Origin of the sequence: Streptomyces sp. Ag82_O1-12 (assembly GCF_900182715.1) — a bacterium.
GTDB lineage: Bacteria > Actinomycetota > Actinomycetes > Streptomycetales > Streptomycetaceae > Streptomyces > Streptomyces massasporeus.
In genome coordinates this window covers 8231380-8256843 of the sequence record NZ_FXUW01000001.1, presented here as the reverse complement: position 1 = coordinate 8256843, position 25464 = coordinate 8231380, and the positions used below count along the sequence as shown (strand labels likewise).

At 70.3% G+C, this 25464-nt stretch carries 20 protein-coding genes; 8 read left to right on the top strand and 12 right to left on the bottom strand.

What is annotated here, in order from left to right; genetic code table 11:
- Positions 1-29 precede the first annotated feature (29 nt).
- From QOL88_RS37660 to QOL88_RS37640, 5 genes are all read right to left on the bottom strand, one after another.
- Positions 30-1283: a ketosynthase chain-length factor gene (locus QOL88_RS37660; protein ID WP_097222664.1), complete on the bottom strand. Its 1254-nt coding sequence runs from the start codon at positions 1281-1283 to the stop codon at positions 30-32.
- Positions 1280-2548, bottom strand: coding sequence for a beta-ketoacyl-[acyl-carrier-protein] synthase family protein (locus QOL88_RS37655; protein ID WP_097222663.1), 1269 nt, complete (start codon positions 2546-2548; stop codon positions 1280-1282). The genes QOL88_RS37660 and QOL88_RS37655 overlap by 4 nt, the downstream gene beginning before the upstream one ends.
- Positions 2545-2988, bottom strand: coding sequence for a cupin domain-containing protein (locus QOL88_RS37650; RefSeq protein ID WP_257028004.1), 444 nt, complete (start codon positions 2986-2988; stop codon positions 2545-2547). The genes QOL88_RS37655 and QOL88_RS37650 overlap by 4 nt, the downstream gene beginning before the upstream one ends.
- A gap of 68 nt (positions 2989-3056) precedes the next feature.
- Positions 3057-4214, bottom strand: a complete 1158-nt coding sequence (locus QOL88_RS37645; protein WP_097222662.1) for a SchA/CurD-like domain-containing protein — start codon at positions 4212-4214, stop codon at positions 3057-3059.
- A gap of 297 nt (positions 4215-4511) precedes the next feature.
- Positions 4512-6170: an FAD-dependent oxidoreductase gene (locus tag QOL88_RS37640; RefSeq protein ID WP_179879170.1), complete on the bottom strand. Its 1659-nt coding sequence runs from the start codon at positions 6168-6170 to the stop codon at positions 4512-4514.
- Positions 6171-6421: 251 nt separating this feature from the next.
- Between QOL88_RS37640 and QOL88_RS37635 the strand changes: the two genes are divergently transcribed.
- Positions 6422-7258 (top strand): ATP-grasp domain-containing protein, encoded by an 837-nt coding sequence (locus QOL88_RS37635; protein WP_097222661.1) that lies wholly within the window; start codon positions 6422-6424, stop codon positions 7256-7258.
- A 446-nt stretch (positions 7259-7704) separates the two neighbouring features.
- Here the strand turns inward: QOL88_RS37635 and QOL88_RS37630 are convergent, their stop codons facing one another.
- On the bottom strand, positions 7705-8265 hold the full coding sequence (locus QOL88_RS37630) for a dihydrofolate reductase family protein (RefSeq protein WP_097222659.1): 561 nt from the start codon (positions 8263-8265) through the stop codon (positions 7705-7707).
- Positions 8266-8529: 264 nt separating this feature from the next.
- Between QOL88_RS37630 and QOL88_RS37625 the strand changes: the two genes are divergently transcribed.
- The 5 genes from QOL88_RS37625 to QOL88_RS37605 all read left to right on the top strand — a co-directional run bounded on the left by QOL88_RS37625 (position 8530) and on the right by QOL88_RS37605 (position 12857).
- Positions 8530-9201 carry a pyridoxamine 5'-phosphate oxidase family protein gene (locus QOL88_RS37625; protein ID WP_257028003.1) on the top strand — a complete coding sequence of 224 codons (672 nt, stop codon included), beginning with the start codon at positions 8530-8532 and terminating at the stop codon, positions 9199-9201.
- 228 nt (positions 9202-9429) lie between these two features.
- Entirely contained in the window at positions 9430-10224 is a 795-nt protein-coding gene (locus QOL88_RS37620; RefSeq protein ID WP_097222658.1) for an ABC transporter ATP-binding protein, read from the top strand.
- A 9-nt stretch (positions 10225-10233) separates the two neighbouring features.
- Positions 10234-10995, top strand: coding sequence for an ABC transporter permease (locus QOL88_RS37615; RefSeq protein WP_097222657.1), 762 nt, complete (start codon positions 10234-10236; stop codon positions 10993-10995).
- Between the two features lie 15 nt (positions 10996-11010).
- Positions 11011-11811: a MerR family transcriptional regulator gene (locus QOL88_RS37610; RefSeq protein ID WP_097222656.1), complete on the top strand. Its 801-nt coding sequence runs from the start codon at positions 11011-11013 to the stop codon at positions 11809-11811.
- A 158-nt stretch (positions 11812-11969) separates the two neighbouring features.
- Complete coding sequence (locus QOL88_RS37605) at positions 11970-12857, top strand: universal stress protein (protein WP_097222655.1); 888 nt, start codon at positions 11970-11972, stop codon at positions 12855-12857.
- Between the two features lie 4 nt (positions 12858-12861).
- Here the strand turns inward: QOL88_RS37605 and QOL88_RS37600 are convergent, their stop codons facing one another.
- Positions 12862-13887, bottom strand: a complete 1026-nt coding sequence (locus QOL88_RS37600) for a 6-phosphofructokinase (RefSeq protein ID WP_097222654.1) — start codon at positions 13885-13887, stop codon at positions 12862-12864.
- A gap of 258 nt (positions 13888-14145) precedes the next feature.
- Between QOL88_RS37600 and ppk2 the strand changes: the two genes are divergently transcribed.
- Entirely contained in the window at positions 14146-14949 is an 804-nt protein-coding gene (gene ppk2, locus QOL88_RS37595) for a polyphosphate kinase 2 (RefSeq protein WP_097223370.1), read from the top strand.
- 76 nt (positions 14950-15025) lie between these two features.
- Here the strand turns inward: ppk2 and QOL88_RS37590 are convergent, their stop codons facing one another.
- From QOL88_RS37590 to QOL88_RS37570, 5 genes are all read right to left on the bottom strand, one after another.
- Positions 15026-16759, bottom strand: a complete 1734-nt coding sequence (locus QOL88_RS37590) for an amylo-alpha-1,6-glucosidase (RefSeq protein ID WP_097222653.1) — start codon at positions 16757-16759, stop codon at positions 15026-15028.
- Between the two features lie 97 nt (positions 16760-16856).
- Entirely contained in the window at positions 16857-17681 is an 825-nt protein-coding gene (locus tag QOL88_RS37585) for a carbohydrate ABC transporter permease (protein WP_097222652.1), read from the bottom strand.
- On the bottom strand, positions 17678-18661 hold the full coding sequence (locus tag QOL88_RS37580) for a carbohydrate ABC transporter permease (RefSeq protein ID WP_097222651.1): 984 nt from the start codon (positions 18659-18661) through the stop codon (positions 17678-17680). The genes QOL88_RS37585 and QOL88_RS37580 overlap by 4 nt, the downstream gene beginning before the upstream one ends.
- Positions 18662-18671: 10 nt before the next feature.
- On the bottom strand, positions 18672-19913 hold the full coding sequence (locus QOL88_RS37575; protein WP_097222650.1) for a sugar ABC transporter substrate-binding protein: 1242 nt from the start codon (positions 19911-19913) through the stop codon (positions 18672-18674).
- A 140-nt stretch (positions 19914-20053) separates the two neighbouring features.
- Complete coding sequence (locus tag QOL88_RS37570; RefSeq protein ID WP_097222649.1) at positions 20054-21076, bottom strand: LacI family DNA-binding transcriptional regulator; 1023 nt, start codon at positions 21074-21076, stop codon at positions 20054-20056.
- Between the two features lie 571 nt (positions 21077-21647).
- On the opposite strand from QOL88_RS37570, the gene QOL88_RS37565 reads away from it, so the two are divergent.
- Positions 21648-25301, top strand: coding sequence for a LamG-like jellyroll fold domain-containing protein (locus tag QOL88_RS37565; RefSeq protein ID WP_097222648.1), 3654 nt, complete (start codon positions 21648-21650; stop codon positions 25299-25301).
- The last annotated feature ends 163 nt before the right edge of the window (positions 25302-25464 follow it).

Below are 25464 nucleotides of genomic sequence, written 5' to 3'. Positions count from 1 at the left end.
TTTCCCTTCCTTGCCTGTTCCACGGCGCCTCAGGACGAGGCGTCGGTGGCGCCGTGCCGCAGCACCAGCGCCGAGTTCGACCCCATGAGCCCGCGGCTCAGCACCAGTGCCGTGCGTACCTCGGCGGTACGGGCCCGGCCGGTCACGAGGTCGAGGTCGTGGCAGATGTCGAAGACGTTGGGGGTGGGCGGGATCAGACCGTGCTCCATCGAGAGCACCGCCGCAGCGACGTCCATCAGCGGCGCCGCGCAGTAGCCCCGGCCGATCCCGGTCTTCGGCGCGGTGACGGGCACCCGGGTGCCGTGGGCCCCGAGAGCGTCGGCGATGGCCAGGGCCTCGGCGCGGTCCGCCTGCGGGACACCGAGGGCGTCGGCGAAGACCACGTCGATCTCCTCGGGGGCGCAGTCGGCCTCCGCCAGAGCGCCCCGGACTGCCTGGGCGAGCCCTTCCCGGGACTCCTCCCAGCGGGAGGCCCCCGTGAAGGTCGCGGCGTGTCCGGCCAGGTGGGCCCGCACGGGCGCGCCCCGTTCCCGGGCCGTGCTCTCCGTCTCCACCACGAGCATGGCGCCGCCCTCGGCGGGCACGAACCCGCAGGCCGCGGAGGTGAACGGTCGGTAGGCACGGGTCGGGTCGTCGGCCGTGCTGAGTTCCTCGTAGCCGAGTTGGCAGACCATCGAGTACGGCGCGATCGGTGCCTCGGTCGCGCCGGCCACGATCACGTCGGTGCCGCGCCGTACGGCTCGCGCCGCGTGGGCGAGGGCGTCAAGGCCGCCGGCCTCGTCGGCCGCGACGACCGAGCAGGGGCCCTTGAAGCCGCGGCGGATGGAGATCTGGCCGGTGCTGGCGGCGTAGAACCAGGCGATGGACTGGTACGGGCCGACGAAGCGACTGCCCTTGCCCCACAGCTGCTGGAGCTCGCGCTGTCCGAACTCGCCGCCGCCGGAGCCGGCCGCGGTGACGACGCCCACCGAGTACGGCACCTCGTCGGTCACGGACCGGGGGAGCCGGGCGTCGTCCAGCGCGAGGTCGGCCGCGGCCATCGCGAAGTGCGTGAACCGGTCCGTCTGGACCAGGAAGCGCTCCTCGATCGCCGCCGACGGGTCGAAGTCGCGGACCTGGCCCGCCACCCGCAGGGGCAGATGCTCGCAGCCCTCCCGGGTGACGCGGTCCAGGACGTTGATGCCCTCCCTGGTGGACTTCCAGAAGGTCTCGGTACTGGCTCCGTTGGGCGCGACCACACCGATTCCCGTGACGGCCGCGCGCCGTGGACGAGGTTCGCTCATCGTGACTTCTCCCTCGGCCGGTTCATGACCACCGCGGACTGGAACCCGCCGAATCCGCTGCCCACCGAGAGCACGCTGTCGAGTTTGCGCTCGCGGGCCACGCGGGGGACGTAGTCCAGGTCGCACTCGGGGTCGGGGGTCTCGTAGTTCGCGGTCGGCGGTACCACCTGGTGGGTCAGGGCGAGCACACAGGCGACGAGTTCGATCGCTCCGATGGCGCCCAGGGAGTGGCCCACCATCGACTTGATGGAACTCATGGGGGTTTGGTAGGCGTGCGGTCCCAGGACCCGTTTGACCGCGGCGGTCTCGTGGCGGTCGTTCTGCTTGGTGCCCGAGCCGTGCGCGTTGACGTAGTCGATCGCGGTGGGGTCGAGTCGTGCGTGGTCGAGGGCGTCCTCGATGGCGCGGGCCATCTCCAGGCCCTCGCTGGTGAGGCCGGTCATGTGGTAGGCGTTGCCGAAGGTGGCGTAGCCGCCGATCTCGCAGTACACGCGGGCGCCGCGGGCCCTGGCGTGTTCCAGCTCCTCCAGGACGAGTACGGCTCCGCCCTCGCCCATGACGAATCCGTTGCGGTCGGCGTCGAAGGGGCGCGAGGCGTGGGCCGGGTCGTCGTTGTTCGGGGAGGTGGCCTTGATCGCGTCGAAGCAGGCCATGGTGATCGGGGAGATCGGCGAGTCGGAGGCGCCGGCGATGCAGATGTCGGCGCGGCCCTCCTCCACGGTGTGGAAGGCGTACCCGACCGCGTCGAGCCCTGAGGTGCAGCCCGTGGACACGGTCTGCACCGGCCCACGTGCTCCGAACCGCTCCGCCACCGTCGAGGCGAGCGAGCCGGGCGTGAAGGCGCGGTGCAGGTCGGGGCCGGCTTCCCGGGGGTCCACGTCCCAGCGCTGTCCGCGGTGGGAGACCAGGACGTAGTCGTTCTCCAGCCGGGTGGTGCCGCCGACCGCCGTGCCGAGTGAGACCCCGACCCGCCACGGGTCCTCGGTGTCGAGGTCGAGACCGGCGTCCCGTACCGCCTCTTCTCCCGCGACCAGGGCGAACTGGATGTAGCGGTCGCTGCGTTCCGTCTCCCGCTCGTCCAGGCCGTGGGCGGCGGGGTCGAAGTCGCACTCGGCGGCGATCCGCGAGCGCAGGCCGGACGGGTCGAAGAACGTGATGGCCCGTGTCGCCGTGCGTCCGTCCGCCAGGAGGTTCCAGAACGCCGGAGCACCTATGCCGCCGGGAGCGACGATACCTATGCCGGTGACCGCCACTCGCCTCGTCATGACCGGACCTGACGTCGTTCGGCCGCCTCCGCTCCCACCACTGCGGACTGGACGTCGGTCTCCTCTGTGTCCACGTGGCCCAGCGGCGGACTCGGGGCCAGGGGGCCGAGGTGGAAGACCATCCGGGCCTCCACGTTGCCGACGTTGCGGAAGCGGTGGCGCATGTTGACGGGGATGAGCAGCCCCTGCTCGGGCTGGAGCGGGTGCGGCTCTCCGTCCAGGTCCACCTCGAGCTGCCCGCACACCACGTACACGAACTCCTCGGAGTACGGGTGGTAGTGCTCACCGATGCGGTCACCGGGCTCGATGAGGGCCACGCCCATGAATCCACTGGTGGCGCCCACCGCGGCCGGAGTGAGCATGGCGCGCAGGTCACCGCCTCGCCGGCGGTTGGGCTCGACGTCGCTCAGGCTCACGATGTTGGGACGGGATGTGATCACGGGTTCCTCCGTTGAGGTGCTGCACCAACGCGGGAGAGGCGGCACCGCCTCTCCCGCCGGATGGCGGATCAGGCGTCGGGCGACCGGCGGTCGGTGACGAGATCCATGCGCGCCAGTTCGAGCAGGCGCGCGAGGCTGCCGTCCTTCGACGCGACCACGTCCATGCCCGCGGTCTCGTCCAGCAGCGTCGTCAGCTCGGCCACCTGTGCCGAGTCGGACAGACCGAGGATGTGGCCGGGGTCGGCCGCCTCGAGTCCGCCGTGTACGTCGATGAGCCGTACGACGACGTCGTCGCGCTGGAAGATCGTGCTGCGCAGGACGGGGCTGCGCGGGTCGTCCGCCGCCGCCGCGTCGCGATGGGCCAGGAGTTCGGCGAGCTGCATCCCGCGCTCCGGCCGTGCCGGGTAGTACAGGGCGTACCGCTCGGCCTGCGGGTTCTGCCGCTCCGCCATCACGTGGTGGACGGCCGGCAGTGCGGCCCTGGTGAAGAAGACCCGGGCGGACTCGGGGTCGCCCAGGTCCCGGTCCTGCTCCAGATGGGGGTTGATGGCCTCTTCGACGGCCCGTACCTCGGGCTGCCGGGCGACGTGGCGCAGCGCGGCCAGCAGGTCGCCGCGCACCTCGACGGCCCGCACCACCCGGTTGCCGTGCATGAACAGCGAGGTGCGGCACAGGCGCGTGGTGTCGTCGACCTTGGGCTCGGGCGAGTCGTAGTCGGCGAGGATCTTGGCGACGATCTCCTCACTGCCGGGCTTCACGGTGAAGGTGAGCGCGTGCCGGATCACGCCGTCACCGATCCTGGGCGCCGTCTGGAGCCTGCGGGCCGCCTGGTCGCTGCCCGACGCCGGGCCGCCGGTCTCGCGGACCACGTGGAAGCGCAGTGACCGGGTGTCGCGGACGCAGCTGTGCAGCGGCTCCACCATCCGCACATGCTCCTCGCTGTTGACCCAGGCCAGGAAGGGCGGGGCACTCTCCCACTCGCTGGTGATGAGCCACTGGGAAGGGTTCTCGATCGACTGGCACAGCTGGTCGCTGACGTGCCCGGGCACGGACGCGACCTGGTTGCACAACTGTTCGTAAGCTTCGAGGAACTGGTGCTGGGCCCCGTCGTGGACGTCGACCAGGAGGACGACGCGCAGCCGGGAACCGTCGAACACGGACTGGGAGACATGGTGCGACGCCTGTCGAGCACGCGAACCTTCCACCCGGTCGGACGTGGTGGTCATCCCGCACATCTCCTTCGCGGAGGGGAAAGTGAGCGCCGGTCGCGGTGGTGCGACGTCGGCGTTCCTCGATCCTGTGGCCGTCCCCGCACTTCGCGCGACTCGGACGGCGTACGCGAGTGACGGGGCGGGAGGCGGGCGGTACGGGAAGAGCCCGGACGGATCAGGCGATCCGCGCGATCACGGCCTGCCGGTCGCACTCCCCCGCACAGGTGACGCAGGCGTCCACTCGTCCTCCCGCCACGGCCGGGGCAGTCGACGTTCGGCCGGTCGACTGCCCCCTCCGCGGCATCAGGGAGCTCAGGCGACCGCCAGCGCGGTCCTCAGGACCTGGTGCAGTACCGCCTCGGCGTCCGCGTCCGGTCCCTGGGACCGCCATACGACGAATCCGTCGGGCCGGACGAGCACGGCGCCCCCAGGGCCGGTGCCGTGGCGCTCGGCCCAGTCGGCGTCGTCCTCCGGCACCAGGTCGGCCTGAGCCCCGGTGCCCACCCGGTACGACGTGAGCGGCAGGGACAGTTCGCCGGCGAGGCGGAGGGCTGCCCCGTGCCACTCGTTCGGCTCGGCGGCGTCGCTGAGCAGCACGAGGGACCGCTCGTACAGGTCGAGCGTCGAGAGCCGTTCGTCCCCTCGGCGCATCCACAGGTGAGGCGCCCTGCTGCCCGGCCCTCCGCTCAGGTCGAGACGCTCGGGCACCACCGGGACCGCCGGATCGGCGCCGACGACGGCACCCTGCGGGTAGCGGTAGCCGAGGGCCACGTTGAGGATGCCCTTCTGGGGGCCACCGCCGCCCGCTCCGGGGGGCGGGGCGAATCCGGGGTGGCTGTGCTCGGCCGACCGGGCCGCGGCCCGCGCGCTGGTGGCCTCGGCGACGGGGCGCCGCTCGGCGTCGTACGTGTCGAGCAACTCCTCCCCCGCCCAGCCGTCGAGCACCGCGGCCAGCTTCCAGGCGAGGTTGTGAGCGTCCTGGATACCGGTGTTGGAACCGAAGGCCCCGGTGGGGGACATCTCGTGCGCCGAGTCACCGGCCAGGAACACCCGTCCCGACCGGTAGCTGCGGGCGACCCGCTGGGCGGCGTGCCAGGGCGCCTTGCCGGTGATCTCCACATCGAGGTCGGGGACCCCGACGGCCCGGCGGATGTGCTCGGCGCATCGCTCGTCCGTGAACTCCTCCAGGGATTCCCCGTTTTCCGGATGCCAGGGGGCGTGGAAGACCCAGTTCTCGCGGTTGTCCACGGGCAGCAGGGCGCCGTCGGCCTCGGGGTTCGTCAGGTAGCAGACGATGAAGTGACGGTCCCCCACGACGTCGGCGAGACGGCGGGAGCGGAACGTGAGGCTGACGTTGTGGAACAGGTCGCCGGGCCCGCTCTGGGTGATGCCGAGTTGCTCCCGCACGGGGCTGCGCGGGCCGTCCGCGGCGACGAGATAGTCCGCACGGATGGTGGTGTGCTCACCCGTCTCGCGGCTCTTGACGACGGCGGTCACACCGGTGGGGTCGCTGTCGAACGACATCAGCTCGGTGGAGAAGCGCAGATCGCCTCCGTGCTCGCGGGCGTGGTCGAGCAGCACCGGTTCGAGGTCGTTCTGGCTGCACAGGCACCAGGCGCTCGGGCTGAAGCGGGCGAGGCCGCCGCCCGGGTCGATGTCCCTGAACAACCACTCGCCCGCGTCGCCGACCAGGGTGGGCGCCTGGAGGATGCCGTGGTTGACGGCCAGGGTGGCCGCCGCGTCCTGGATCCCCTTCTCGACGCCCGCCACGCGGAACAGTTCCATCGTGCGGACGTTGTTGCCGCGGCCTCGCGGGTGGATGGAGGTGCCTGCGTGGCGCTCCACCAGCACGTGGGGCACGCCCAGCCGTCCCAGGAACAACGAGGTGGACAGGCCGACCAGGGAGCCGCCCACGATGAGGACCGGGACACTGATGGTGTGGGGGCCCGTCCGTCCGGCTCGTTCGTTCATCACTCTCGCCTCCAGCGCATCGATGCCGCCGACCCGGCCGGATACGGCGGAGATCCTCATGCATGCCCCGGGAAGCTGACGGTGGCTCAGGCTTCACCCGCCTGCGTCGCGACCCGGGCCGGCCCCGGTGGGCGCGGGGCATGCGCGTGACCGCCACGGACGTCACCGCGCCGGTGGTCAAGGGGCGAACCGGCGCGGGGCAGTGTGCGGCGGCGTCAGTAGAGTGGGGGCACCGACCCAGGAGATGTCCCGTGCCCGGCCGCCCCAGCGTTCTGTTCGTGACCGATCTCGCCTACCCGGCCCGGGGACGGCGCTATGGCGACGAGGACGTCTTCCTGTCGTCGCGGCTGCGGAACGACTTCGACCTCGCTCTGTGCCACCCGCTGGACGCCGCCGCCCTGATGGACTCCTTCGACGCGGTCGTGGTCCGCAACAGCGGCCCGGTGCTCCACTACCAGTGGGAGTACGACGCCTTCCGGAACCAGGCCGCGGTTCGCGGCACCCGGGTCTACAACCCGTTGTCGGGCCGGGCCGACATGGCCGGCAAGCGGTACCTGCTGGATCTGACGGCAGCCGGATACCCGGTCATCCCCACCGTCGACCGACAGCAGGATCTGGCCCTGCTCCCCCAGACCGAGCAGTACGTGGTCAAGCCGAAGGCGGGGGCGGACTCCATCGGCCTCACCGTCGTCCCCCGGGACCGGCTGGACGGCCTCGCCTACGGTGACGTGCTGGTCCAGCCCCGCATCGACTTCCGCTACGAGGTGTCGTTCTACTACGTCGACGACGCCTTCCAGTACGCCCTCCGCGCCCCGGATCCCGAGCGCCGCTGGGTCCTCGAGCCCTATCTGCCCACCGAAGCCGACCTCGGCTTCGCCCGCCGCTTCATCGACTGGAACACCCTCGATCACGGCATCCAGCGCGTGGACGCCTGCCGCACCCGAGAGGGCGACCTCCTCCTGGTCGAGCTGGAGGACCTCAACCCGTACCTGTCCCTGGACCGTGTCGACACCCCGACCCGCGACGCCTTCGTCACCGGCATGACGAGCTCCCTCCACCGGTTCCTGGACGCCTCACCGCGCACCTAGCCACCAGCCGGATCGGCCCGCACCAGCTCGGCCGCGCAGAGCTTCCGCCTGAGGAGCACGCCGGTCTCAGCCCGGTTACGAGTGCCGCCGGGCTCAGGAGCCCCCGGACCGCCCGTCCGGGCATCACGGGTTCGCAGGCTTCCAGCACCGTGGCTTCCTCGGCCTCGGCCGAGTACGAGGAAGGGAAAGACGGGCAACAGGGCGACGTGCAGCGCGGTCCGGTGGCCCGCGGTGGCAGCGGTCAGATGCGCTGGATGCATGATGCCTGCCGTGGCCAGCAGCAGGGGAGCGAAGGTCACCGGTGCCGTGGCGCGCAGCGCGGGGAGGGGTGTCAGCGGGTCACCGTAGGAGACGTTTCGGCGCGAGGAAGGCGTCGTCCAGGGCGCGTAAGACACCCGTAAGCTTCCCGGTTCAACGCAACTCCGGGAGGGGTCGCACCACTTCACCTAGCGCGTCACGCGGTGGCGGAGATGGACGACCCCGGAGCTGAAGGTGCGCGTCTCGACGAGCTCGAGATCCACCCGGCGCTCGTCCCGCGGGAAGAACGGGATGCCACCGCCGACCAGCACGGGGTAGACCATGGCCCGGTACTCGTCGATCAGACCGGATGCAGCGGCCTGGGCGGCTAGGGTCGCGCCGCCGAGGGCGATCTCCCCCTCCCCCGGCTCGGAGCGCAACCGCTCGATCTCCTCCGCCAGACCGCCGGAGACCAGGCGGGCATTGCCCTGCACCGACGTCAGCGTCTCGGAGAACACCACCTTGGGGAGCGGATTCCAGAGGGCGGCCCATTCGAGCTGCGCGTCGTCGAGCGATTCCTGATCGACGGTCTCCCAGTACAGCATCGTCTCGTACAGCCGTCGTCCCAGCAGGTGGACGTCGACCTGTCGGATCTCGTCGATCCAGAAGCGAAAAACATCCTCGTCCGGCTCCGTCCAGTCGAAGCCGCCGTCCGGCCCGACGATGTAGCCGTCAAGTGAGACGTTCATCGAATAGGTCACGCTGCGCATCGGAAGTCCTCCCGGAAGACAACGGTTCCATCCATTCTTCACACAGATCCTCGAATTCTCCGCGAAAGGTCATCGGCAGCACCGGCATCTGACCGCTCTCCTCCCCCTCCCCCGCCGGAACGTTCGAACGGACTGCTCTACCCTCAGGTGCGTGGCCGATCACCGCTATTCGGCCTCCGAGGGGATCGGCAGAGTCACCCGCGCCGGTAGGACCACCGGAGCAGGGCTCGGATGCAGGCGTTGGCTCGCCTGTCAGGAGGACCGTTGCACCAGGACGAGCGGGCAGACCGGCCCGGAAGCCACGGAGAACACGAGATCCAGCACGAGTTGGCCACCACCGGCCGCGCTGATCGTTTCTACGACGAGCAGGTGCTGGACCGGCTCAACCCCAGGATGAGGGAGTTCGTGGCCCGGCAGGAGATGTTCTTCCTCGCCACGTCGGACAGCCGCGGTGAATGCGACAGCACCTTCCGGGCGGGCCCACCCGGTTTCCTGCACGTTCTCGACGACTCGACCCTCGCATACCCGGAATACCGGGGAAACGGCGTCATGGCGTCACTCGGCAACATCCGCGAGAACCCGCACGTCGGCCTCCTGCTCATCGACTTCTCCGTGGATCGCATCGGCTTGCACATCAACGGCCGGGCCCGCCTCATCCCCGACGAAACCATGCGCCGTGACCATCCCGCCCTGCCCTTCGATCCGTTGCCGGGACGCCGTCCCCAGATGTGGGTCGAGGTCGAGGTCGAAGAGGCGTACATCCACTGCTCGAAGCACATACCGAGGCTGGTCAAAATGCCGCTGCGGCCCCGGAGCGAAGACAGAGAGCCCACAGCCACCGCAGGCGAACAGGCCTGGGGCACGGACGACGTCAAACGCAAAGGCGGGGACTATTTCGAAGCGGCGAAGGCGAAAAACAATCAGGCCGTACGGTGATCCGGGCCGGATCCTGAACCACCGCTAGATCCCGATCCCGGACGCCCGCCGGCATCGCATCACGGGACGCCCCTCACCCGCACCGGTACCCGCACCCGCACCCGCACCGGCGTTCTGTATGCGCTGGTCAGGAAGCGGCTTGACCTTGACGCCGGGTCAACCCTCGATGCTTCTCGCAGGAGCCTCCACGCAGCCCGCGGGAAAGGCTCCACCGAGGAGGGAGGGGCCATGGCGGCCCGATCGACCGCCGTTCCGGCGATTGGCGTGCAGGGCCTGGAGAAGGCGTACGGGACGCTCGAGGTGCTGCGCGGCGTGGACTTCGACGTGGCCCCGGGCACCGTCTTCGCCCTGCTCGGCTCCAACGGGTCGGGCAAGACCACGACCGTGAGAATCCTCGCCACGCTCCTGACACCCGACGCGGGAAGGGCCGTCGTCAACGGCTTCGATGTCGCCACTCAGCCGGCGAGGGTGCGGGAGTCCTTCAGCCTCACGGGACAGTTCGCGGCCGTCGACGACATCCTCAGCGGCCGCGAGAACCTGGTTCTCATCGCCAGGCTGCTCCACCTCGACGACCCGGGCGCCATCGCGGACGACCTGCTCGACCGCTTCTCCCTGACCGACGCGGGCGCGCGGAGAGTGTCCACGTACTCGGGTGGGATGCGCCGTCGTCTGGACATCGCGATGAGCCTCGTCGGGAACCCCCCGGTGATCTTCCTGGACGAGCCGACGACCGGTCTCGACCCCGAGGGGCGCATCGAGGTGTGGCAGACGGTCAAGGAGCTTGCCGGGCACGGCACGACGGTCCTGCTCACCACGCAGTACCTCGACGAGGCCGAGCAGCTCGCCGACCGGATCGCGATCCTCCACCAGGGGCGGATCATCGCGAACGGCTCCTTGTCCGACCTCAGACAACTCCTCCCGCCCGCCACGGTCGAGTACGTCGAGAAGCAGCCGACCCTGGAGGAGATCTTCCTCGCGGTCACCGGCGGCGACGACGAAACCGCCACCACCACGAACACGTAGGGAACGAGGATGACCCCGTACTTCTTCGGCGACACCGCGGTGCTCACGGGCCGGTCCCTGCGCCATGTCACGCGCAGCATGGACACCATCATCACGACCGTCATCACGCCGGTCGTGATGATGCTGATGTTCGTCTACGTGTTCGGCGGCGCGATCGACACCGGGACGACGTCGTACGTCGACTACATGCTGCCCGGCATCCTGCTCATCACCGTCGCGTCAGGCACCTCCTACACCGCGTACCGGCTCTTCGTCGACATGAAGAGCGGGATCTTCGAGCGGTTCCAGTCCATGCCGATCACACGGTCGGGCGTGCTCTGGGCACACGTCCTCACGTCGGTGGCCGCCAACCTGATCTCACTCGCGATCGTCGTGGGTGCCGCCCTGCTCATGGGCTTCCGCTCGGGGGCAGGAGTGCCGGCATGGCTCGCGATCTCCGGCATCCTGTTCCTGTTCACCCTGGCCCTGACCTGGATCGCCGTGATCCCCGGACTCTCCGCGGCATCGGTCGAGGGCGCGGGGGCGTTCGCCTACCCACTGATCTTCCTGCCGTTCATCAGCTCGGCTTTCGTGCCCACGCGGACCATGCCCGGCCCGGTGCGCGCCTTCGCCGAGAACCAGCCCGTGACGCCCATCGTCGACACGATCCGCCGCCTGCTCGCCCAGCAGCCGGTCGGCGACGGCGTCTGGACCGCCCTCGCCTGGTGCGTCGGCATCCTCGTCGCGGCGTACGTCTTCGCGATGGCCGCCTATCGCCGGAAGATCGCCTGAGGCAGGCTGAATCCCATGCTCACCATCAGCCAACTGGCGGCGCACGCCGGAGTGACCGTGCGGGCGGTGCGCCACTACCACCACGTCGGGCTGCTTCCGGAGCCCGAGCGCGACCGGTCCGGGTACCGGAGCTACGACGCCGCAGCGGTCGTGCGGCTGATCCGGATCCGCACCCTGGCGGACGCCGGCGTGCCGCTGGCCCGGGTACAGGAGCTCCTCGACGCCGGCCCGGAGGAGTTCGCCGAGGGTGTCCAGACCATCGACACCCGCCTGCGCGCCGAGATCCGGCGGCTGCAGGGCATCCGCAAACGGCTCGCCCGGCTCGCCGCCGGGGAGCACCTGGCGCTCCCGCGGAGCGTCGTGGGCTACCTCGACCGGCTGCGCCGTCTCGGTGTCGTGGAGCGGTACATCGAGATGGAGCGGGACGCCTGGATCATGATCGCCGCTCAGGTACCGCACCTGATCGACTTCGTGATCGCCAAGAAGCACGAGCAGCTGGACGACCCCGACATGGTGAAGCTCTACAGCTTCTTCAGAGGCGACCTGGACTGGCCGGTCGACGATCCGCGAGTCGTTGAGGTCGCCGACATCGTGGAGCGCCTGATGATGCGCGCCGTGGAGGCGGGCGAGTCGGGTGAGGCGGGTGCCTTCGGGCTCGACGACCAGTTCGTCGACCTGCTGGACTCGACCATGGTCCAGTCCTCTCCGAGTGCCGAGCGGGTGGTGGCGATCCTGGAGGAGCGGGGCTGGAAGGGCTGGACGCGCATCGAGCGCGTGCCCGCCGACCGGCTCGACACCGACCTGCCGCCGCCCTAGGCAATGCAGAGCCGCACCGGTGCCCTGCCGTGCGGGGGACCCGGCCGCAGATGTCGCCCCGTACCCGGTCCGGGCGCCGTAGCCGTCCCGTCGTGGAACAGTGGGGAGGGGCATGGGCCGGGAGCCCGCGAGGGTGCGGGCGGAGTGAGGAGGCCGGGATGCGGCTCCCTGTGCTGGTGGGTGTCGACGGGTCCGAGCGTGCCGCGGCGGCGGCCGATCTGGCGGCACGGGAGGCGGCGCTGCGCGGCGTTCCGCTGCGGCTGCTGCACGCGTCTCCGCAGCTCCCCGGAGCCGTCGTCCCGGGTCCGGCCCTGCACCGGTTGCGCGACATCGGCGCCCGATTGCTCCAGCGGACGGTCGCAGACCTCGCCGACCGTCACCCGGACCTCCGGGTGGAGAGCGTGCAGTACGACGACGCCCCGGCCGGCGCTCTCGTGGCCGCGGCAGGTGATGCGGGGCTCCTCGTCGTCGGCATGCGCGGAACGGGCGGGTTCGAGGGGCTGGCGGTCGGCTCGGTGGCGCTGCGGGTGGCGGCAGCGGCCCCCTGCCCCGTCGTGCTCGTCCCGCACCGCCCGGGCGCCTTCGCGGAGCAAGGCCGCGCAGCGCACAGCACCGGTCCGGTCGTCCTGGGATTCGACACGCACCGGCCGGCCGGTGAGGTGGCCGACTTCGCGTTCTCGGCAGCCGATGATCACGCCGCGCCGCTGCACGTGGTGCAGGCCTGGGCCTTTCCCGCCGCATCCGTTTCGTCACGGAGCCTGGTGGTGACCGAGGAGGACCGGGCGGACTGGGAGGACCAGGAGGTTCTGCGGCTGTCCGACGTCCTGCGCGCGTGGCAGGAGAAGTATCCCGGTGTGACCGTCGACAGCGATCTCATGCTGCTCCACCCCGCGGAAGCGCTCCTGAACGCCTCCGGGGGTGCGGACCTGCTCGTCGTGGGACGCCGCGCCGAGCCGCGGGCGGCAGAAGGCCGTCTGGGACCGGTCGCCCACGCCGTGCTGCACCACGCCCGCTGTCCGGTGGCGGTCGTGCCGCACGGAGGGTGACCGCTCAGCCGTAGAAGGCCTCGAACTCGTCGTACAGCGACGGGTCCACCACCTTGTTCTGCGCGGTGGCGTCCGCGAGGGGGACGCGGACGATCCGCGTACCCCGCAGGGCGACCATGCGGCCGAAGTCGCCTTCCTTGACCGCGTCGATGGCATGCAATCCGAACCGGGTGGCGAGCCACCGGTCGAAGGCGCTCGGTGTGCCGCCGCGCTGGATGTGGCCGAGGACCGTGGTGCGGGCGTCTTTCTGAGTGCGGGCCGAGATCTCCTGGGCCAGCCACTCTCCGATGCCGGACAGTCGCACATGGCCGAACTCGTCCAGGGACTGGTCCTTGACCATCAGCTGTCCCTCCTCGGGGACCGCCCCTTCGGCCACCACGACGATCGGCGCGTAATTGCTCTCGAACCGGCGTTTCACCAGCTCACAGACCTGATCGATGTCGAAGGGCCGCTCCGGGATGAGGATCACGTTGGCGCCGCCCGCGATGCCGGCGTGCAGCGCGATCCACCCCGAGTGCCGCCCCATCACCTCCACCACGAGGGCGCGCATGTGTGACTCGGCGGTGGTGTGGAGGCGGTCGATGGCCTCCGTCGCGATACCGACGGCGGTGTCGAAACCGAAGGTGTAGTCGGTGCCCGAGACGTCGTTGTCGATGGTCTTCGGCACACCGACGAGGTTGATCCCCTGCCGGCTGAGCTCCGTGGCCGCTCCCAGCGTGTCCTCGCCGCCGATCACGACGAGCGCGTCCACCTCGTGCGAGGCGAGGGTGTCCTGTACCCGTCGCAGCCCGTCCTCGTGCTTGAACGGGTTCGTGCGGGAGGACCCGAGGATGGTCCCACCGCGGGGCAGGATCCCCCGGACGCTGGAGATGTCCAGTGGAACGACGTCGTTCTTGAGCAGGCCGAGCCAGCCGTCCCGCACACCGACGAAGTCGAACGCGTACTCCTGGACGCCCTTACGGACGACACTGCGAATCACCGCGTTGAGGCCGGGACAGTCACCGCCGCCGGTCAGTACTCCGACCCTCATGGGCCTTCTCCCATCCGCCGCGCGCCACGTCCGTCCGCTCGCGCCGCTCACGGCGCCCGGAGACCGCAGCCGACCCCGCAAACCGCCGCCTCCCCTCCAGCCTCCCCCGATTCGATCTGCGGTGGCCACTCGGGCGGGCCCTTTCCGACGACGCACGTGCTGATCCTGCCGGCGGAGCGGCACGTCGTGCGGGGGCCCCGGCAGGACAGTACGGTGCAGGGACGGAGGCCCGACGGCACCGCGGCGTGCGGAGGCGGCATGACGAACGAGCAGGCGGCGAAGGTGCCGCGCAAGGCGTACGAGAAGGAACTGCTGCGCCTGCAGACGGAGTTGGTGAAACTCCAGGAGTGGGTGCGCGCCGAGGGTGCCCGGCTGGTCGTCGTCTTCGAGGGGCGGGACGCGGCCGGCAAGGGCGGGACCATCAAGCGGGTCGCCGAACACCTCAACCCGCGTGTCGCGCGGATCGCGGCGCTGCCGAAACCCACCGAGCGCGAACGCACCCAGTGGTACTTCCAGCGGTACGTCGAGCACCTGCCGGCCGCCGGGGAGATCGTGCTGTTCGACCGCTCCTGGTACAACCGGGCCGGTGTCGAGCATGTGATGGGCTTCTGCTCCAAGGAGGAGCACCAGCTCTTCCTGCGCCAGTGCCCGATCTTCGAGCGGATGCTGACCGAGGACGGCATCCTGCTGCGCAAATACTGGTTCTCGGTGAGCGACACCGAGCAGCAGGAGCGTTTCCGCCGGCGTCTCGAGGACCCGCTGCGGCACTGGAAGCTGTCGCCGATGGACCTGGAGTCGATCAGCCGCTGGGAGGCGTACTCGCGGGCGAAGGACGAGATGATGGTGCACACCGACATCACGGAGGCCCCGTGGTACGTCGTCGAGAGCGACGACAAGCGCCGCGCCCGGCTGAACATGATCGCCCACCTGCTGGACTCCGTGCCGTACCACGAGGTGCCGCCGCCCGTGCTGGAACTGCCGGACCGCCCCCCGTCGACCGGCTACCGGCGTCCGCCACGCGACCTGCAGACCTACGTCCCCGACCACGCGGCCCGGCTGTGAGACACGTCGTGCCTCGGGCTCCGGGTGGACGGTGACCGCGGGGCGGCCACCGATGAGTCGAATCCCGGCCCTCCGGTCAGCGTGCGTCCCGGTGTGCGTGTGCTTCGGCGAGGAGGAGGTAGCTGCTGGCGGTCCAGGTGTAGGCGCGGTCGCGCAGGCCCGTTCCGGTGAGCGCGTCGAAGTTCTCGGCGAAGCCGTGGGTTTCGCACAGGGCGCGGAAACGGGCGCTGATGTCGTCCGCGAGGCGCTCGTGGCCGGCGCGGCGCAGGCCGTCCTCGATGAGGACGGTGGCGGGGGCCCAGATGGGGCCGCGCCAGTAGCCGTCGGCGAGGTAGTGCGGTGAGGTGGGCAGTTCGGTGGCGAGGCCGTACGGCGTGAGGTGGGCCTTGATGTGGTCGGCCAGGGTGCTGCTGACGTCGCCGGGCAGGTGTTCGCCGAGGACGACGGGCATGAGGTCGAGGAGGCTGGAGGTGTTCCAGGTTTCGCCGGTGTCGACCGCCCGGGCGACGAACCGGTCGGTGGCCCAGAGCTGGTCGAGCAGCGCCGCCTGCGTCTCCTCGGCCGCCTGTGTCCACCGGCGGGCCTGGTCCGGTTTGTTCAATGCGGTGGCCAGGTCGGCCAGTTCATGCAGCTGGAGGACGAGGAAGGCGGCCAGGTCGGCACTTTCGATGACGCGCGCGGGGTCGAAAGTGGTGGCGTTGTCCCAGCCGCTGTCGTTGCCGTGCTGGTAGTGGGGCAGGTCGGCGCCGGGGGCTCGCCGGGCGGTGAGCCAGAAGTCCGTCCAGCGTTCCAGCCGGCCGTAGGTCTCGGCGAGCTCGGCGGGGCCGGGAGGGGTCGGCAGGCGGCGGCGCAGGTGGCCGAAGGTCCAGCCGTGGATGGGCGGTTTGACGAAGTTGTAGAGGACCTCGGAGTGGGTGACGGAGTCGGGCAGGGCGCCGCTGTCGTCCTGGTGGTCGAAGGGCAGGGCGAACTGGTCGAGGGCCAGGTCGGGGCAACCGGGGGCGAGGGCGAGGGCGTTGAAGCAGTGGTCCCAGCTCCAGACCTTGTCCATCCAGTGCTTGGACATCAGCACCGCGGGCCGGGTGACGAGCCCCGTGGGACGCACGGTCGCCGACCAGACGACGTAGGCGGCGAGTTCGGCGGCGGGCGTGGCAGCCGAGCGCCACGGGGCCACCCGGTCGACGAACTCCGCGAACGAGCGCTGCTCGGACTCGGTGATCGCGTCGAAGGTCGCCGGGGACGCGTAGGGCGGGCGCGCGGTGTCGAGTTCCTCGATCGCGATCTCCCAGGAACCGTTCGCCTCCGCGGTCATGGTGAGGCCGCGGTGGCCGCCGCCCAGGCTCTGGGTGCCGGCGTCGGTGACGGTGCCGGACAGCACGGTGACGCGGTAACGGCGTCCGGTCTCGTAGGAGGTGAACACGTAGGCGTCGGCGGCCGGGTCGCGGAAGAAGTACGTTCCGCTGAAGGGGGTGAGGGTCCGCGCGGCCGCGTCGACGCTCATGCCCAGGCCGCTCCCCCGCAGGCGCACGGTGTCCGGCGACTCGTAGGAGAGATCGACGCGTCCGCTCTCGCCGATCCAGCTGAGCAGGCCCGGTGTGGTCTCGACGCGGGCTTCGGCCCGGTCGCCCGTCGCCGGGTCGAGCGGGACGAGGCGCAGGACGGCGTGCATGCCGTTCTGGTGCGAGACGAGGTGGAGGTCCTCGGCGTAGGTCTTCTCCGCCACCACGGGTGAGATGTCGAACCATGATCCGTGCGTGCTGAACGGGATGTCGTGGACGGAGAAGGCCGGGCCGGATCGGGCGGCGGTCATGACGCTGACTCGTTTCTCGAGCAGGGGGGTCACCGGCCGGCTGACGCGCAGGCGGCTCGGTGGTGACGGAGAGGGGGGGGAAGGGGTCGGCCCCGGGTCAGTCCTTGACGGCCCCGGCGGTCACTCCGGCGGCGACGTAGCGCTGGGCGAGGACGAGGATGACCGCGGCGGGCAGCGAGGCCACGACGGCGGTGGCCATGATGGCGTTCCACTCCTGGTTGTTGTTGCCGATGTAGTGGTAGATGCCGAGGGTGATCGGCTCGTGGGCGCCGCCGTTGACGAGGGTTCCGGCGAAGACGAAGTCGGACCAGGACCACAGGAACGCGAACAGGGACACCGTGACGACGGCGTTGCGGCTCATCGGCAGGACGACGGACCAGAAGGTCCGCAGGGCTCCCGCCCCGTCGGTCTTCGCGGCCTGGAGCAGCTCGCCGGGGATGCCGGACATGAACGCGGTGAAGATGAGGACGCCGAAGGGGACGGCCAGCGTGGAGTCGGCCACGATCAGGCCGGGGACGGACTGGAGCAGGCCGAGGCTGAGGTAGATGGCGTAGAAGCCCATCGCCATGATGATGCCGGGGATCATCTGGGCGGCCAGCAGGACGAAGTTGAGGATGCCGCCGCCGCGTGGGCGCAGTTTGGCCAGGGCGTAGCCGGCGGGGGCGGACAGGGCGATCGTCAGGACGACGGTGCCCAGGCCGATGACGAGGCTGGTGCCGAGATAGGGCAGCTGCTCGTGGAGGACCGTGCGGTAGCCGTCCAGTGTGCCGTGGGTGGGGAAGAGGTCCGGTGGGCTCTTGCGCATGTCCCGGTCGGGGGTGAGGGACACGTTGAGCATCCAGTAGACCGGGAAGAGCATGACTGCGGTCAGCAGCACTCCGAGGGCGGTCTTCCACCATGTGCGGCCGGTGCGTCGGGTCATGACAGCGCCTGCTTTCGCTGGACCTTGAGGTAGATCAGGCCGAACACCAGGGCGGCGACGACCAGCAGGTTGCCGACGGCCGCGCCGGGTCCGAAGGCGGGCAGGAGATTGCCGAAGCCGAGCTGGTAGGACCAGGTTGCGAAGGTGGTCGACGAGTCCGCCGGGCCGCCCTTGGTCATGATCCAGATGATGTCGAACACCTTGAGCGTGTAGATCAGGCCGAGGAGGAGGGTGATCGCGGACACCGGGCGCAGCAGCGGGAAGGTGATGCGCCAGAAGCGCTGCCAGGCGCCCGCGCCGTCGAGGGCGGCGGCCTCGTGCAGGCTCGCGGGGATGGACTGCAGGCCGCTGTACAGCACGACCAGGTTGAAGGGGACGCCGATCCAGATGTTCGCGATGATCACCGAGGTCAGCGACCAGGACGGTGAGGTGAGCCAGTTCACCGGCGCGATGCCGAGGGCGTGCAGGGCGGCGTTGACGACGCCGGAGTCACTGTTGAGCATCCACGACCAGGTGGACGCCGACACGATCAGCGGCAGCAGCCACGGCACCAGGAACAGCGCGCGCAGGGTCGCCGACAGCCGGAAGTGCTGGCTGAAGAAGACCGCGAGGGCGAGGCCGATGGCGTACTGGAAGACCAGGCAGACGGCGGTGAAGAGCGCGGTGTGGAGCAGGGCGGGGGCGAAGGTCGGGTCGTCGAAGACGGTCCGGTAGTTCTCGATGCCGGTGAAGGGCGCGTTGCCCTGGACGAAGGAGCGGACGGTGTAGTTGCGCAGGCTGAGGTCGAGGTTGCGGTAGAGCGGATAGGCGTAGAAGAGGGCCAGGTAGAGGGTCACCGGGGCGAGGAAGGCCCAGGCGGCCCACTGCGGGGAGGTCGGACGGCGCCGGGCGCGCGCGGGGGCCGGGGGCGGGGCGACGGTGGCCGCCCCGTTCCGGACGGGCGCGGACAGGTGGTCCGGCGGGTGGGTCGTCTGCTTCATCGGGCTCTCGTCACTTCACCGCGGCCTGCGCCGAAGCAAGCGCGTCCTTGGGCGACTTGGCCCCGCTGAGGGCGGACTGGACGGCCTTCCACATCTGCTCGGAGATCTTCGGGTACGTGGTGCCCAGGTCGTCGCTGGTGCGTCCCTTGGCCGCCTTGACCGCCGCGACCCAGGGCTTCAGTTCGGCGTTCGCCGCGACCTGCTTGGCCTGGACCTCGCTGGTGGGGGCCACGTAGGACAGGGTGGTGTCGGTGTCGTACAGGTTCTGGGTGCTGGTCAGGCAGGTCGCCAGCTTCTGGGTGGTGGCGTAGCGGCCGGTGTCGCCCTGGGTGGGGATGGTGACGAACTCGCCACCGGTGGGGGCGGCGGCACTGCCTCCGTCGGCACCCGGCACCGGCAGGACGCCGTACTCGAAGCCGGCCTTCTTCGCGTTGGCGAGCTGCCACGTTCCGTTCTCGGCGAAGGCGTAGTCGCCGCCGGCGAACTCCTGCCAGCTGGTGGTCTGCGTGTTGTTGATGACGGAGTTGGGGGCGTAGCCCTCCTCCAGCCAGTCCTTCCACAGCGACAGGGCGGACGCGGCCTGCGCGGAGTCCAGTGCGGTCAGCTTGGCTCCCGCACCCCAGAACCACGGCAGGAACTGGAAGCTGCCCTCCTCCGTGCCGATCGCGGAGAAGGTGATGCCCTTCTTGCCCGCCGCCTTCACCTTCGCCAGCGCCGCCGTCAGCGACTTCCAGTCCTTGACCGAGGCGATGTCCACCCCGGCCTCCTTCAGGACCTTCTTGTTGTAGTAGAGGGCGAGGGTGTTGGCGCCGATCGGGGTTCCGTAGGTCTTGCCGTCCGACTGGCCGGCGGCGAGCAGGTTGGGGTCGACCTTCGAGGTGTCGAGCTTGTTCTCCTCGGTGCTGGTGAGAACGCCCGCCTCGGCCAGGGTCGACACCACGGGGTTGTCGACGATGAGGACGTCCGCGGAGTTGTCCTGCTGGGCGGCCAGCAGCGCCTTGTTCGCCAGGTCGCTGGTGTCGTAGCCGGTCCTCTTGACCTTCACCCCGGCCTTGTCACCGCACGCGTCCAGCAGCTTCACCCAGGCCGAGCCCTTTGCGAACTGCGGGTACGGGTCCCAGACGGTGTACGTGCCGCTGTCCGAGCCCTTCGCGTCGGCGCTGCCCGACCCGGAGGAGCAGGCGGCACCGGTGACGGCGACGACGGTCGACAGGGCCACCGCGGTGAGCCGGCGCCTTGAGGAGCTGTGCATGGCAAGTCCTTCGTTCTGGGCACACGTGTGCCGCGGGAGTGGTGGCTGGGGGGAGCGGGCACTCCGAACCGGCGAGGGTGAGGGGGTCGGGTGCTCGGCGGAGAGGGAGACGAGTGAAAGCACGTGAGGTGCGGTCAGGCTCAGGGGAAGGAGGTGCCGGTCGCGGGCCCGGTGCTGGCCCGCAGTGAGATCGGCGGTGCGAGCAGGTGGTGGCGCCCCGGCGCGGTGGGGTGCTCGATCCGCTCGACGAGCAGGTCGACCGCGCGCCGGCCCATCTCCTCGGCCGGCACGTCCGCCGCGGTGAGCTGCGGGGTGACCGTCTCCGCCCACCGGCTCGCGACGACTCCGGTGACGGAGAAGTCGCGCGATACGTGACGGCCCGCCTTCGCGAGCCCCCGGTACAGGCCGCCCAGTGCGGCCTCGTTCAGCGTGACCAGGGCCGTGGTGGCCGGGTCGTCGTGCAGGATCCGCTCCAGGCACGCCTGGCCGGACGCGGCGTCGTCCCCGCAGCAGTACGTCCGTACCGTGAGCCCGCGCTCGGCCGCGGCCTTGGTGAAGCCGTCCAGGCCGCGGTGCGCGGACTCGTACCCGGCGCGCAGCAGTTGCTCGGGCCGGTTGACGAAGGCGACCCGGCGATGGCCGAGGTCGGCGAGATGGTCGACACAGGCCGCGGCGAGCGCCGTGTGGTCCAGGCTCACCCACCAGCCGTTCTCCGGATGGGCGGTGCGGCCGATGGCGACGGCGGGGAAGTCCAGTTCGGCCAGGTGGTCGACCCGGTCGTCCTCCAGCCTGATCTCCATCAGGATCGCCCCGTCGACCCTCCGCTCCCCCAGCAGCCGCTGGAACGAACGGTCGCTGTCGACACCGCTGGGCGACAACAGCACGTCGTAGTCGTGCACCGCGGCCGCCTCCACCACGCTGCCGATGAAGTCCAGCTGCATCCCGGTGTAGTGGTTGCCCGCGGGCGGGAAGACGAGGCCGATGGTGCTGGTACGCCCGTTGGCCAGGGCTCGCGCGCTGGCGTTGGGCCGGTACCCCAGCTCGTCGATGACCTGCTGGATCTTGCGACGGGTCTCCTCCGACACCGAGCGCTTACCGCTCAGCGCGTAGGACACGGTGCTCCGCGAGACACCGGCCCGCTTGGCGATCTCACCGATGTTCACGGCGGCTCCTTGCTCGAACCGGTTCGACACCTCGTGGGAGGGAGCGCTCGCCGGTCGTGAGGGTGAGGGGTGGGACGGGGCGCGACGGCCGGTTGTCGAACCGGTTCGCGTGAAAGCGAAGGTAGGAAGTGCCCGAATACCTGTCAACACCCTGGACCACACTTTCTCGATCTGCCCGCGGATCGGGGCCTCCTTCTGCCGGAGGGATTGCTGGGCGGGTTTCCCGGTGCTAGCTTCGCGAACCGGTTCGACGAAGTGATCCTTCCGGCAAACCCGGGCTGCTCCCGTACCCCCGAGGAGGCGAGCGGCCGCCTCCGCCGTCCGGAGACGTGCCTGCGGCCCGGGAAATCGAACCGATTCGACCGACATCGACATCGACATCCGCACGCACTCTCCTTGCCGGGCCATCCCGTGTACGAGCAGACGGCCGAGTCCGACCGGCCGGAACCGCCCACTCCCGGAACCCTCCCCGCCCGGAACCCGCTCCGCCCGGCCCCCCCCCACTCCCGGACCTTCTCCTCCTGGACCTTCTCCTCCCGGACCGCCCACTCAGAGAACGAGGACGCCATCCATGCCATCCGCTGACAGATCCGCCCGGCGACGGGCACCCGCCGCCGTGACGCTGGCACTCGGCGCGGGCCTGCTGGCCGCACCGGCCGCCCCCGCGCAGGCGGCGGAGGCGCCCCGGCCCGCCGCCCACTACACCTTCGACCAGGACGACATGGCCTCCGGGAAGATCACCGACAGTTCCGGCAACGGTCTGACGGCAGACCTGGTGAACGGCTCGACCGCTCAGTCCGTCGAGGGCACCGGCGGAGGCAAAGCCCTCGCCCTGCCCGGCGGCGCGCCCGACGCCGACGGCGCGTACGTCCGCCTCCCCCGTGCCGTGGTCGGCGACACGGCCGACCTGACGGTCTCCGCTCGCGTGAAGTGGAGCGGCGACAAATCGCCCTGGCAGCGGATCTTCGACCTGGGCACGAACACCACGAAGTACCTCTTCAGCACGCCCTACAACGGCGGCGGGCTGTTCCAGACCTCCGTGACCACCGGTGGTGGGGGCGCCGAGGCCCAGGTGCGCGGCTACGCGCCGCTCCCCGCGGACGAGTGGCGGACCGTCACCGTCACCCTCGACACCTCCGCCGGCCGGCTCACCACGTACCTCGACGGCGTGGCGGTCTCCTCCGCCGAGACCGGCATCAAGGCCAAGGACCTGCTGGACGCCTCGGCCACCGCCGCCGGGTACATAGGCAAATCCCTCTACCCGGACCCGCTGCTCAAGGGCGCGATCGACGACTTCACCGTGTGGCACGCCGCCCTGAGCCCCGAGCAGGTGGCCGGTACGGTCGGATCCGTGCCCACCCTCCAGCAGCTCTCGAAGACCTCCTTCGAGGCACGCACCACGACCGGGACCGCCCCGTCGCTCCCCGCCGCCGTCCGCGCCTCGTTCTCCGACGGCTACGACCGCGACACGCCCGTCACCTGGGACGCCGTCCCCGCCGAGAAGTACGCCGCGCCGGGCACCTTCACGGTCGCCGGAACCGCGGCCGGGCGCGCGGTCAAGGCCACCGTCACCGTGGTCCGCGAGGGTCAGCTCACCGTCGACCTCGGTTCGAACACCGGCGCGTTCCACGGCGGCGCCTCCGGCACCCTCTACGGCGTGTACGGGCCGGACGTCCCGACCAACAACCTCATGGAGGGCATGGGCCTGCGCACGGTCTCCACCAAGGCGCAGGACGGCCCGCAGCACCCCGGTGCCGACGCCCTGGAGGTGGTCAAGCCGCTGGCCGACTCCACCGACGGTGACGTGTACATCTACATGACCGACATCTACCGCGGCTTCCCCTACCAGTGGCCGGGCGACACCCCAGCCGAGAAGCTCAAGGGCTACGAGGAGAAGATCGCCAAGCAGGTCGACCAGGTCCTGAAGCTGCCGAAGCAGTACCAGGACAACATCGTCTTCGTGCCGTTCAACGAGCCCGAGGGCAACATGTTCGGCACCGGCGAGTGGAGCTACGACAAGGTCAGCTGGCTCAACGACCCGGACGCCTACTTCGCCGCCTGGGACCAGGTCCACAAGCTCATCAAGGGCAAGATGCCGAGCGCCCGCATCGCCGGACCCAACACCAGCGTCCTGTACGACCAGGTGAAGGGCTTCCTCACCCACGCCCTGGCCGCCGGCACCCTCCCGGACGTCATCACCTGGCACGAACTGAGCCACCCGGAGGCGGTGCGCCAGAGCGTCGCCAAGTACCGGGCGTGGGAGAAGGACCTGTTCAAGGGCACCGACAAGGAAGGCACCCAACTCCCCGTCAACATCAACGAGTACGCGTTCAACTACCACACCTCGGTGCCCGGCCAGATGATCCAGTGGGTGTCCGCGATCGAGGAGTCCAAGGTCGACGCCGACATCGCGTACTGGAACATCGACGGGAACCTCTCCGACTCCGCCGTGCAGTCCAACCGCGGCAACGGCCAGTGGTGGCTGCTGAATTCATACGCCTCGATGAGCGGGCACACCGTGAAGGTGACCCCGCCGTTCCCCGGCGAGAACTACACCATGCAGGGCGTCGCCACGCTCGACGAGAAGAAGAAGCAGTCCCGGCTCGTCTTCGGCGGCTCCACCGGCAAGGGTCACATCACCTTCGCCGGCGTCCCGAAGAAGGTCTTCGGCAAGCGCGTGCACGCCTGGGTGCGGGAGATCGAGTGGAGCGGTCAGGTCGGCGACTCGTCCGGCCCGAAGCTGCTCGCCGAGTCGAACCTGAAGGTGGGTGCGGACGGGACGGTCGCGCTCGACTTCGGCGACGGCGCCCTGCCGAAGCTGAAGGAGTCCTCGGCCTACGAGGTCGTCCTCAGTCCGGCCGGCGAGGCGAAGGGCACGCAGGCCCCGCCCGTGCGCTGGCAGTCCTCGTACGAGGCGGAGGACGCGGCGCACACCGGCTCCGGCTGGACGAAGAACGGCCCGGAGGGCTCGCCGCGTGATGTGTCGAAGTTCTACACCTCCGGCGGCTACGACGTCGGCGGCCTGCGCACCGGCTCGGATGTGGCACTCGACTTCACCGTCGACGTGCCCGAGGACGGCACGTACGACCTGAGCGTCTTCGCCAACTCCCTCAACACCTTCGACAAGGTCAAGGAGCAGGGCCCGACCAACGTCTTCCTGCGGGTGGACGGCAAGGCCGGCAGCGAGCAGGAACTGCACCTGCCGCTCGGCTACAAGTGGGTCGTCTGGGACCACACCGACACCAAGGTGCGGCTCACCAAGGGCAAGCACACCTTGACGCTCGCCGCGAAGAGCGCCGACGGCAAGCGCGTCACCCAGGGCGACGCCATCGTCGACCGCCTCGCCCTCTCCCTCCCCCGCGCCTCGGCGGACACGCAGGTCTACGAGGGCGAGCTGGCCTGGCCGGCCGGCGGCGCACGTCCTGTCTACGACCTTCCGAAGCCGGCGGCGACCGGCTCGGGCGCGGTCCGCCTCGCGAAGGACCAGAGCGCCACGTTCTGGGTCTACTCACCGGCCGACCGTGAGGCCACGCTCAAGGTCGACACCCTCGGCGGAACCGGCGCCCGGCTCTCCGTCAACGGCCACGACGTCCTGCGCCTGGCCAAGGGCCGTACCCGTGCGGCGGTCTCCCTCTCCGGCGGCGTCAACAAGGTGACCGTGACCGGGGGCCCGGCCACGACCCTCGTCGACCGCCTCACGGTCACCCCGACCGAGGGCACGCTTCCGACGCGCACGTACGAGGCCGGGGACGCGCGGCTCGCGGGCTCGGCCACGCTCACCCCGCTCTCCCTCGCCACCGGCGGCACGGCGATCACGGGCATCGGCGGCGCCCCGGGCAACGGCAACACCGCGGCGTTCACCGTCACGGCCGACCAGGCTGGTCTGTACGCGCTGCGCATCCGCTACTCCAACCCGGAGCAGTCCGAGGCCACCCACTACAACCCCGACCCGCTCGCTCGCCACGCCGACATCAGCGTCAACGGCGGCGACGCTCGACGTGTCGGCTTCCCGCACAGCTTCCACCAGAACAACTTCTGGGAGCTGACCGTCCCGGTGCAGCTGAAGAAGGGGAAGAACACGATCGGCTTCCGCTCCGAGGAACTGCCGAACTTCGACGGCACCACGTACGCCTCGGACACGTTCCCGGGCGTGCTGCTCCGCTCCCGCTACGCGCCGCTGATCGACCGGATCACCGTCGCGCCGTACGCGCGGGAGGTGCGCTGAGATCAATCCTCCGCTGAGGTCATTCCTCGGCTGAGGTGATCTCCTCAGGGAGCTCCGGGAGCGCGGTGAGGCGCGTGGACTCGGTGTAGCGGTGGTCGTCGTCCCTGACAGTTGTCAGGGACGACGACCACGTCCGGGCCCTTGGGGCCGCCGCGGGACGGGG

What these genes read in the sequence shown, in the direction of transcription:
- QOL88_RS37630 (WP_097222659.1), bottom strand. Translation starts at nt 8,265, where the DNA reads ATGCGCAGCGTGACCTATTCGATGAACGTCTCACTTGACGGCTACATC.
- QOL88_RS37645 (WP_097222662.1), bottom strand. Translation starts at nt 4,214, where the DNA reads ATGACCACCACGTCCGACCGGGTGGAAGGTTCGCGTGCTCGACAGGCG.
- QOL88_RS37620 (WP_097222658.1), top strand. Translation starts at nt 9,430, where the DNA reads ATGGCGGCCCGATCGACCGCCGTTCCGGCGATTGGCGTGCAGGGCCTG.
- QOL88_RS37605 (WP_097222655.1), top strand. Translation starts at nt 11,970, where the DNA reads ATGCGGCTCCCTGTGCTGGTGGGTGTCGACGGGTCCGAGCGTGCCGCG.
- QOL88_RS37660 (WP_097222664.1), bottom strand. Translation starts at nt 1,283, where the DNA reads ATGAGCGAACCTCGTCCACGGCGCGCGGCCGTCACGGGAATCGGTGTG.
- QOL88_RS37615 (WP_097222657.1), top strand. Translation starts at nt 10,234, where the DNA reads ATGACCCCGTACTTCTTCGGCGACACCGCGGTGCTCACGGGCCGGTCC.
- QOL88_RS37655 (WP_097222663.1), bottom strand. Translation starts at nt 2,548, where the DNA reads ATGACGAGGCGAGTGGCGGTCACCGGCATAGGTATCGTCGCTCCCGGC.
- QOL88_RS37580 (WP_097222651.1), bottom strand. Translation starts at nt 18,661, where the DNA reads ATGAAGCAGACGACCCACCCGCCGGACCACCTGTCCGCGCCCGTCCGG.
- QOL88_RS37610 (WP_097222656.1), top strand. Translation starts at nt 11,011, where the DNA reads ATGCTCACCATCAGCCAACTGGCGGCGCACGCCGGAGTGACCGTGCGG.
- QOL88_RS37575 (WP_097222650.1), bottom strand. Translation starts at nt 19,913, where the DNA reads ATGCACAGCTCCTCAAGGCGCCGGCTCACCGCGGTGGCCCTGTCGACC.
- QOL88_RS37565 (WP_097222648.1), top strand. Translation starts at nt 21,648, where the DNA reads ATGCCATCCGCTGACAGATCCGCCCGGCGACGGGCACCCGCCGCCGTG.
- QOL88_RS37640 (WP_179879170.1), bottom strand. Translation starts at nt 6,170, where the DNA reads ATGAACGAACGAGCCGGACGGACGGGCCCCCACACCATCAGTGTCCCG.
- QOL88_RS37590 (WP_097222653.1), bottom strand. Translation starts at nt 16,759, where the DNA reads ATGACCGCCGCCCGATCCGGCCCGGCCTTCTCCGTCCACGACATCCCG.
- QOL88_RS37600 (WP_097222654.1), bottom strand. Translation starts at nt 13,887, where the DNA reads ATGAGGGTCGGAGTACTGACCGGCGGCGGTGACTGTCCCGGCCTCAAC.
- ppk2 (WP_097223370.1), top strand. Translation starts at nt 14,146, where the DNA reads ATGACGAACGAGCAGGCGGCGAAGGTGCCGCGCAAGGCGTACGAGAAG.
- QOL88_RS37585 (WP_097222652.1), bottom strand. Translation starts at nt 17,681, where the DNA reads ATGACCCGACGCACCGGCCGCACATGGTGGAAGACCGCCCTCGGAGTG.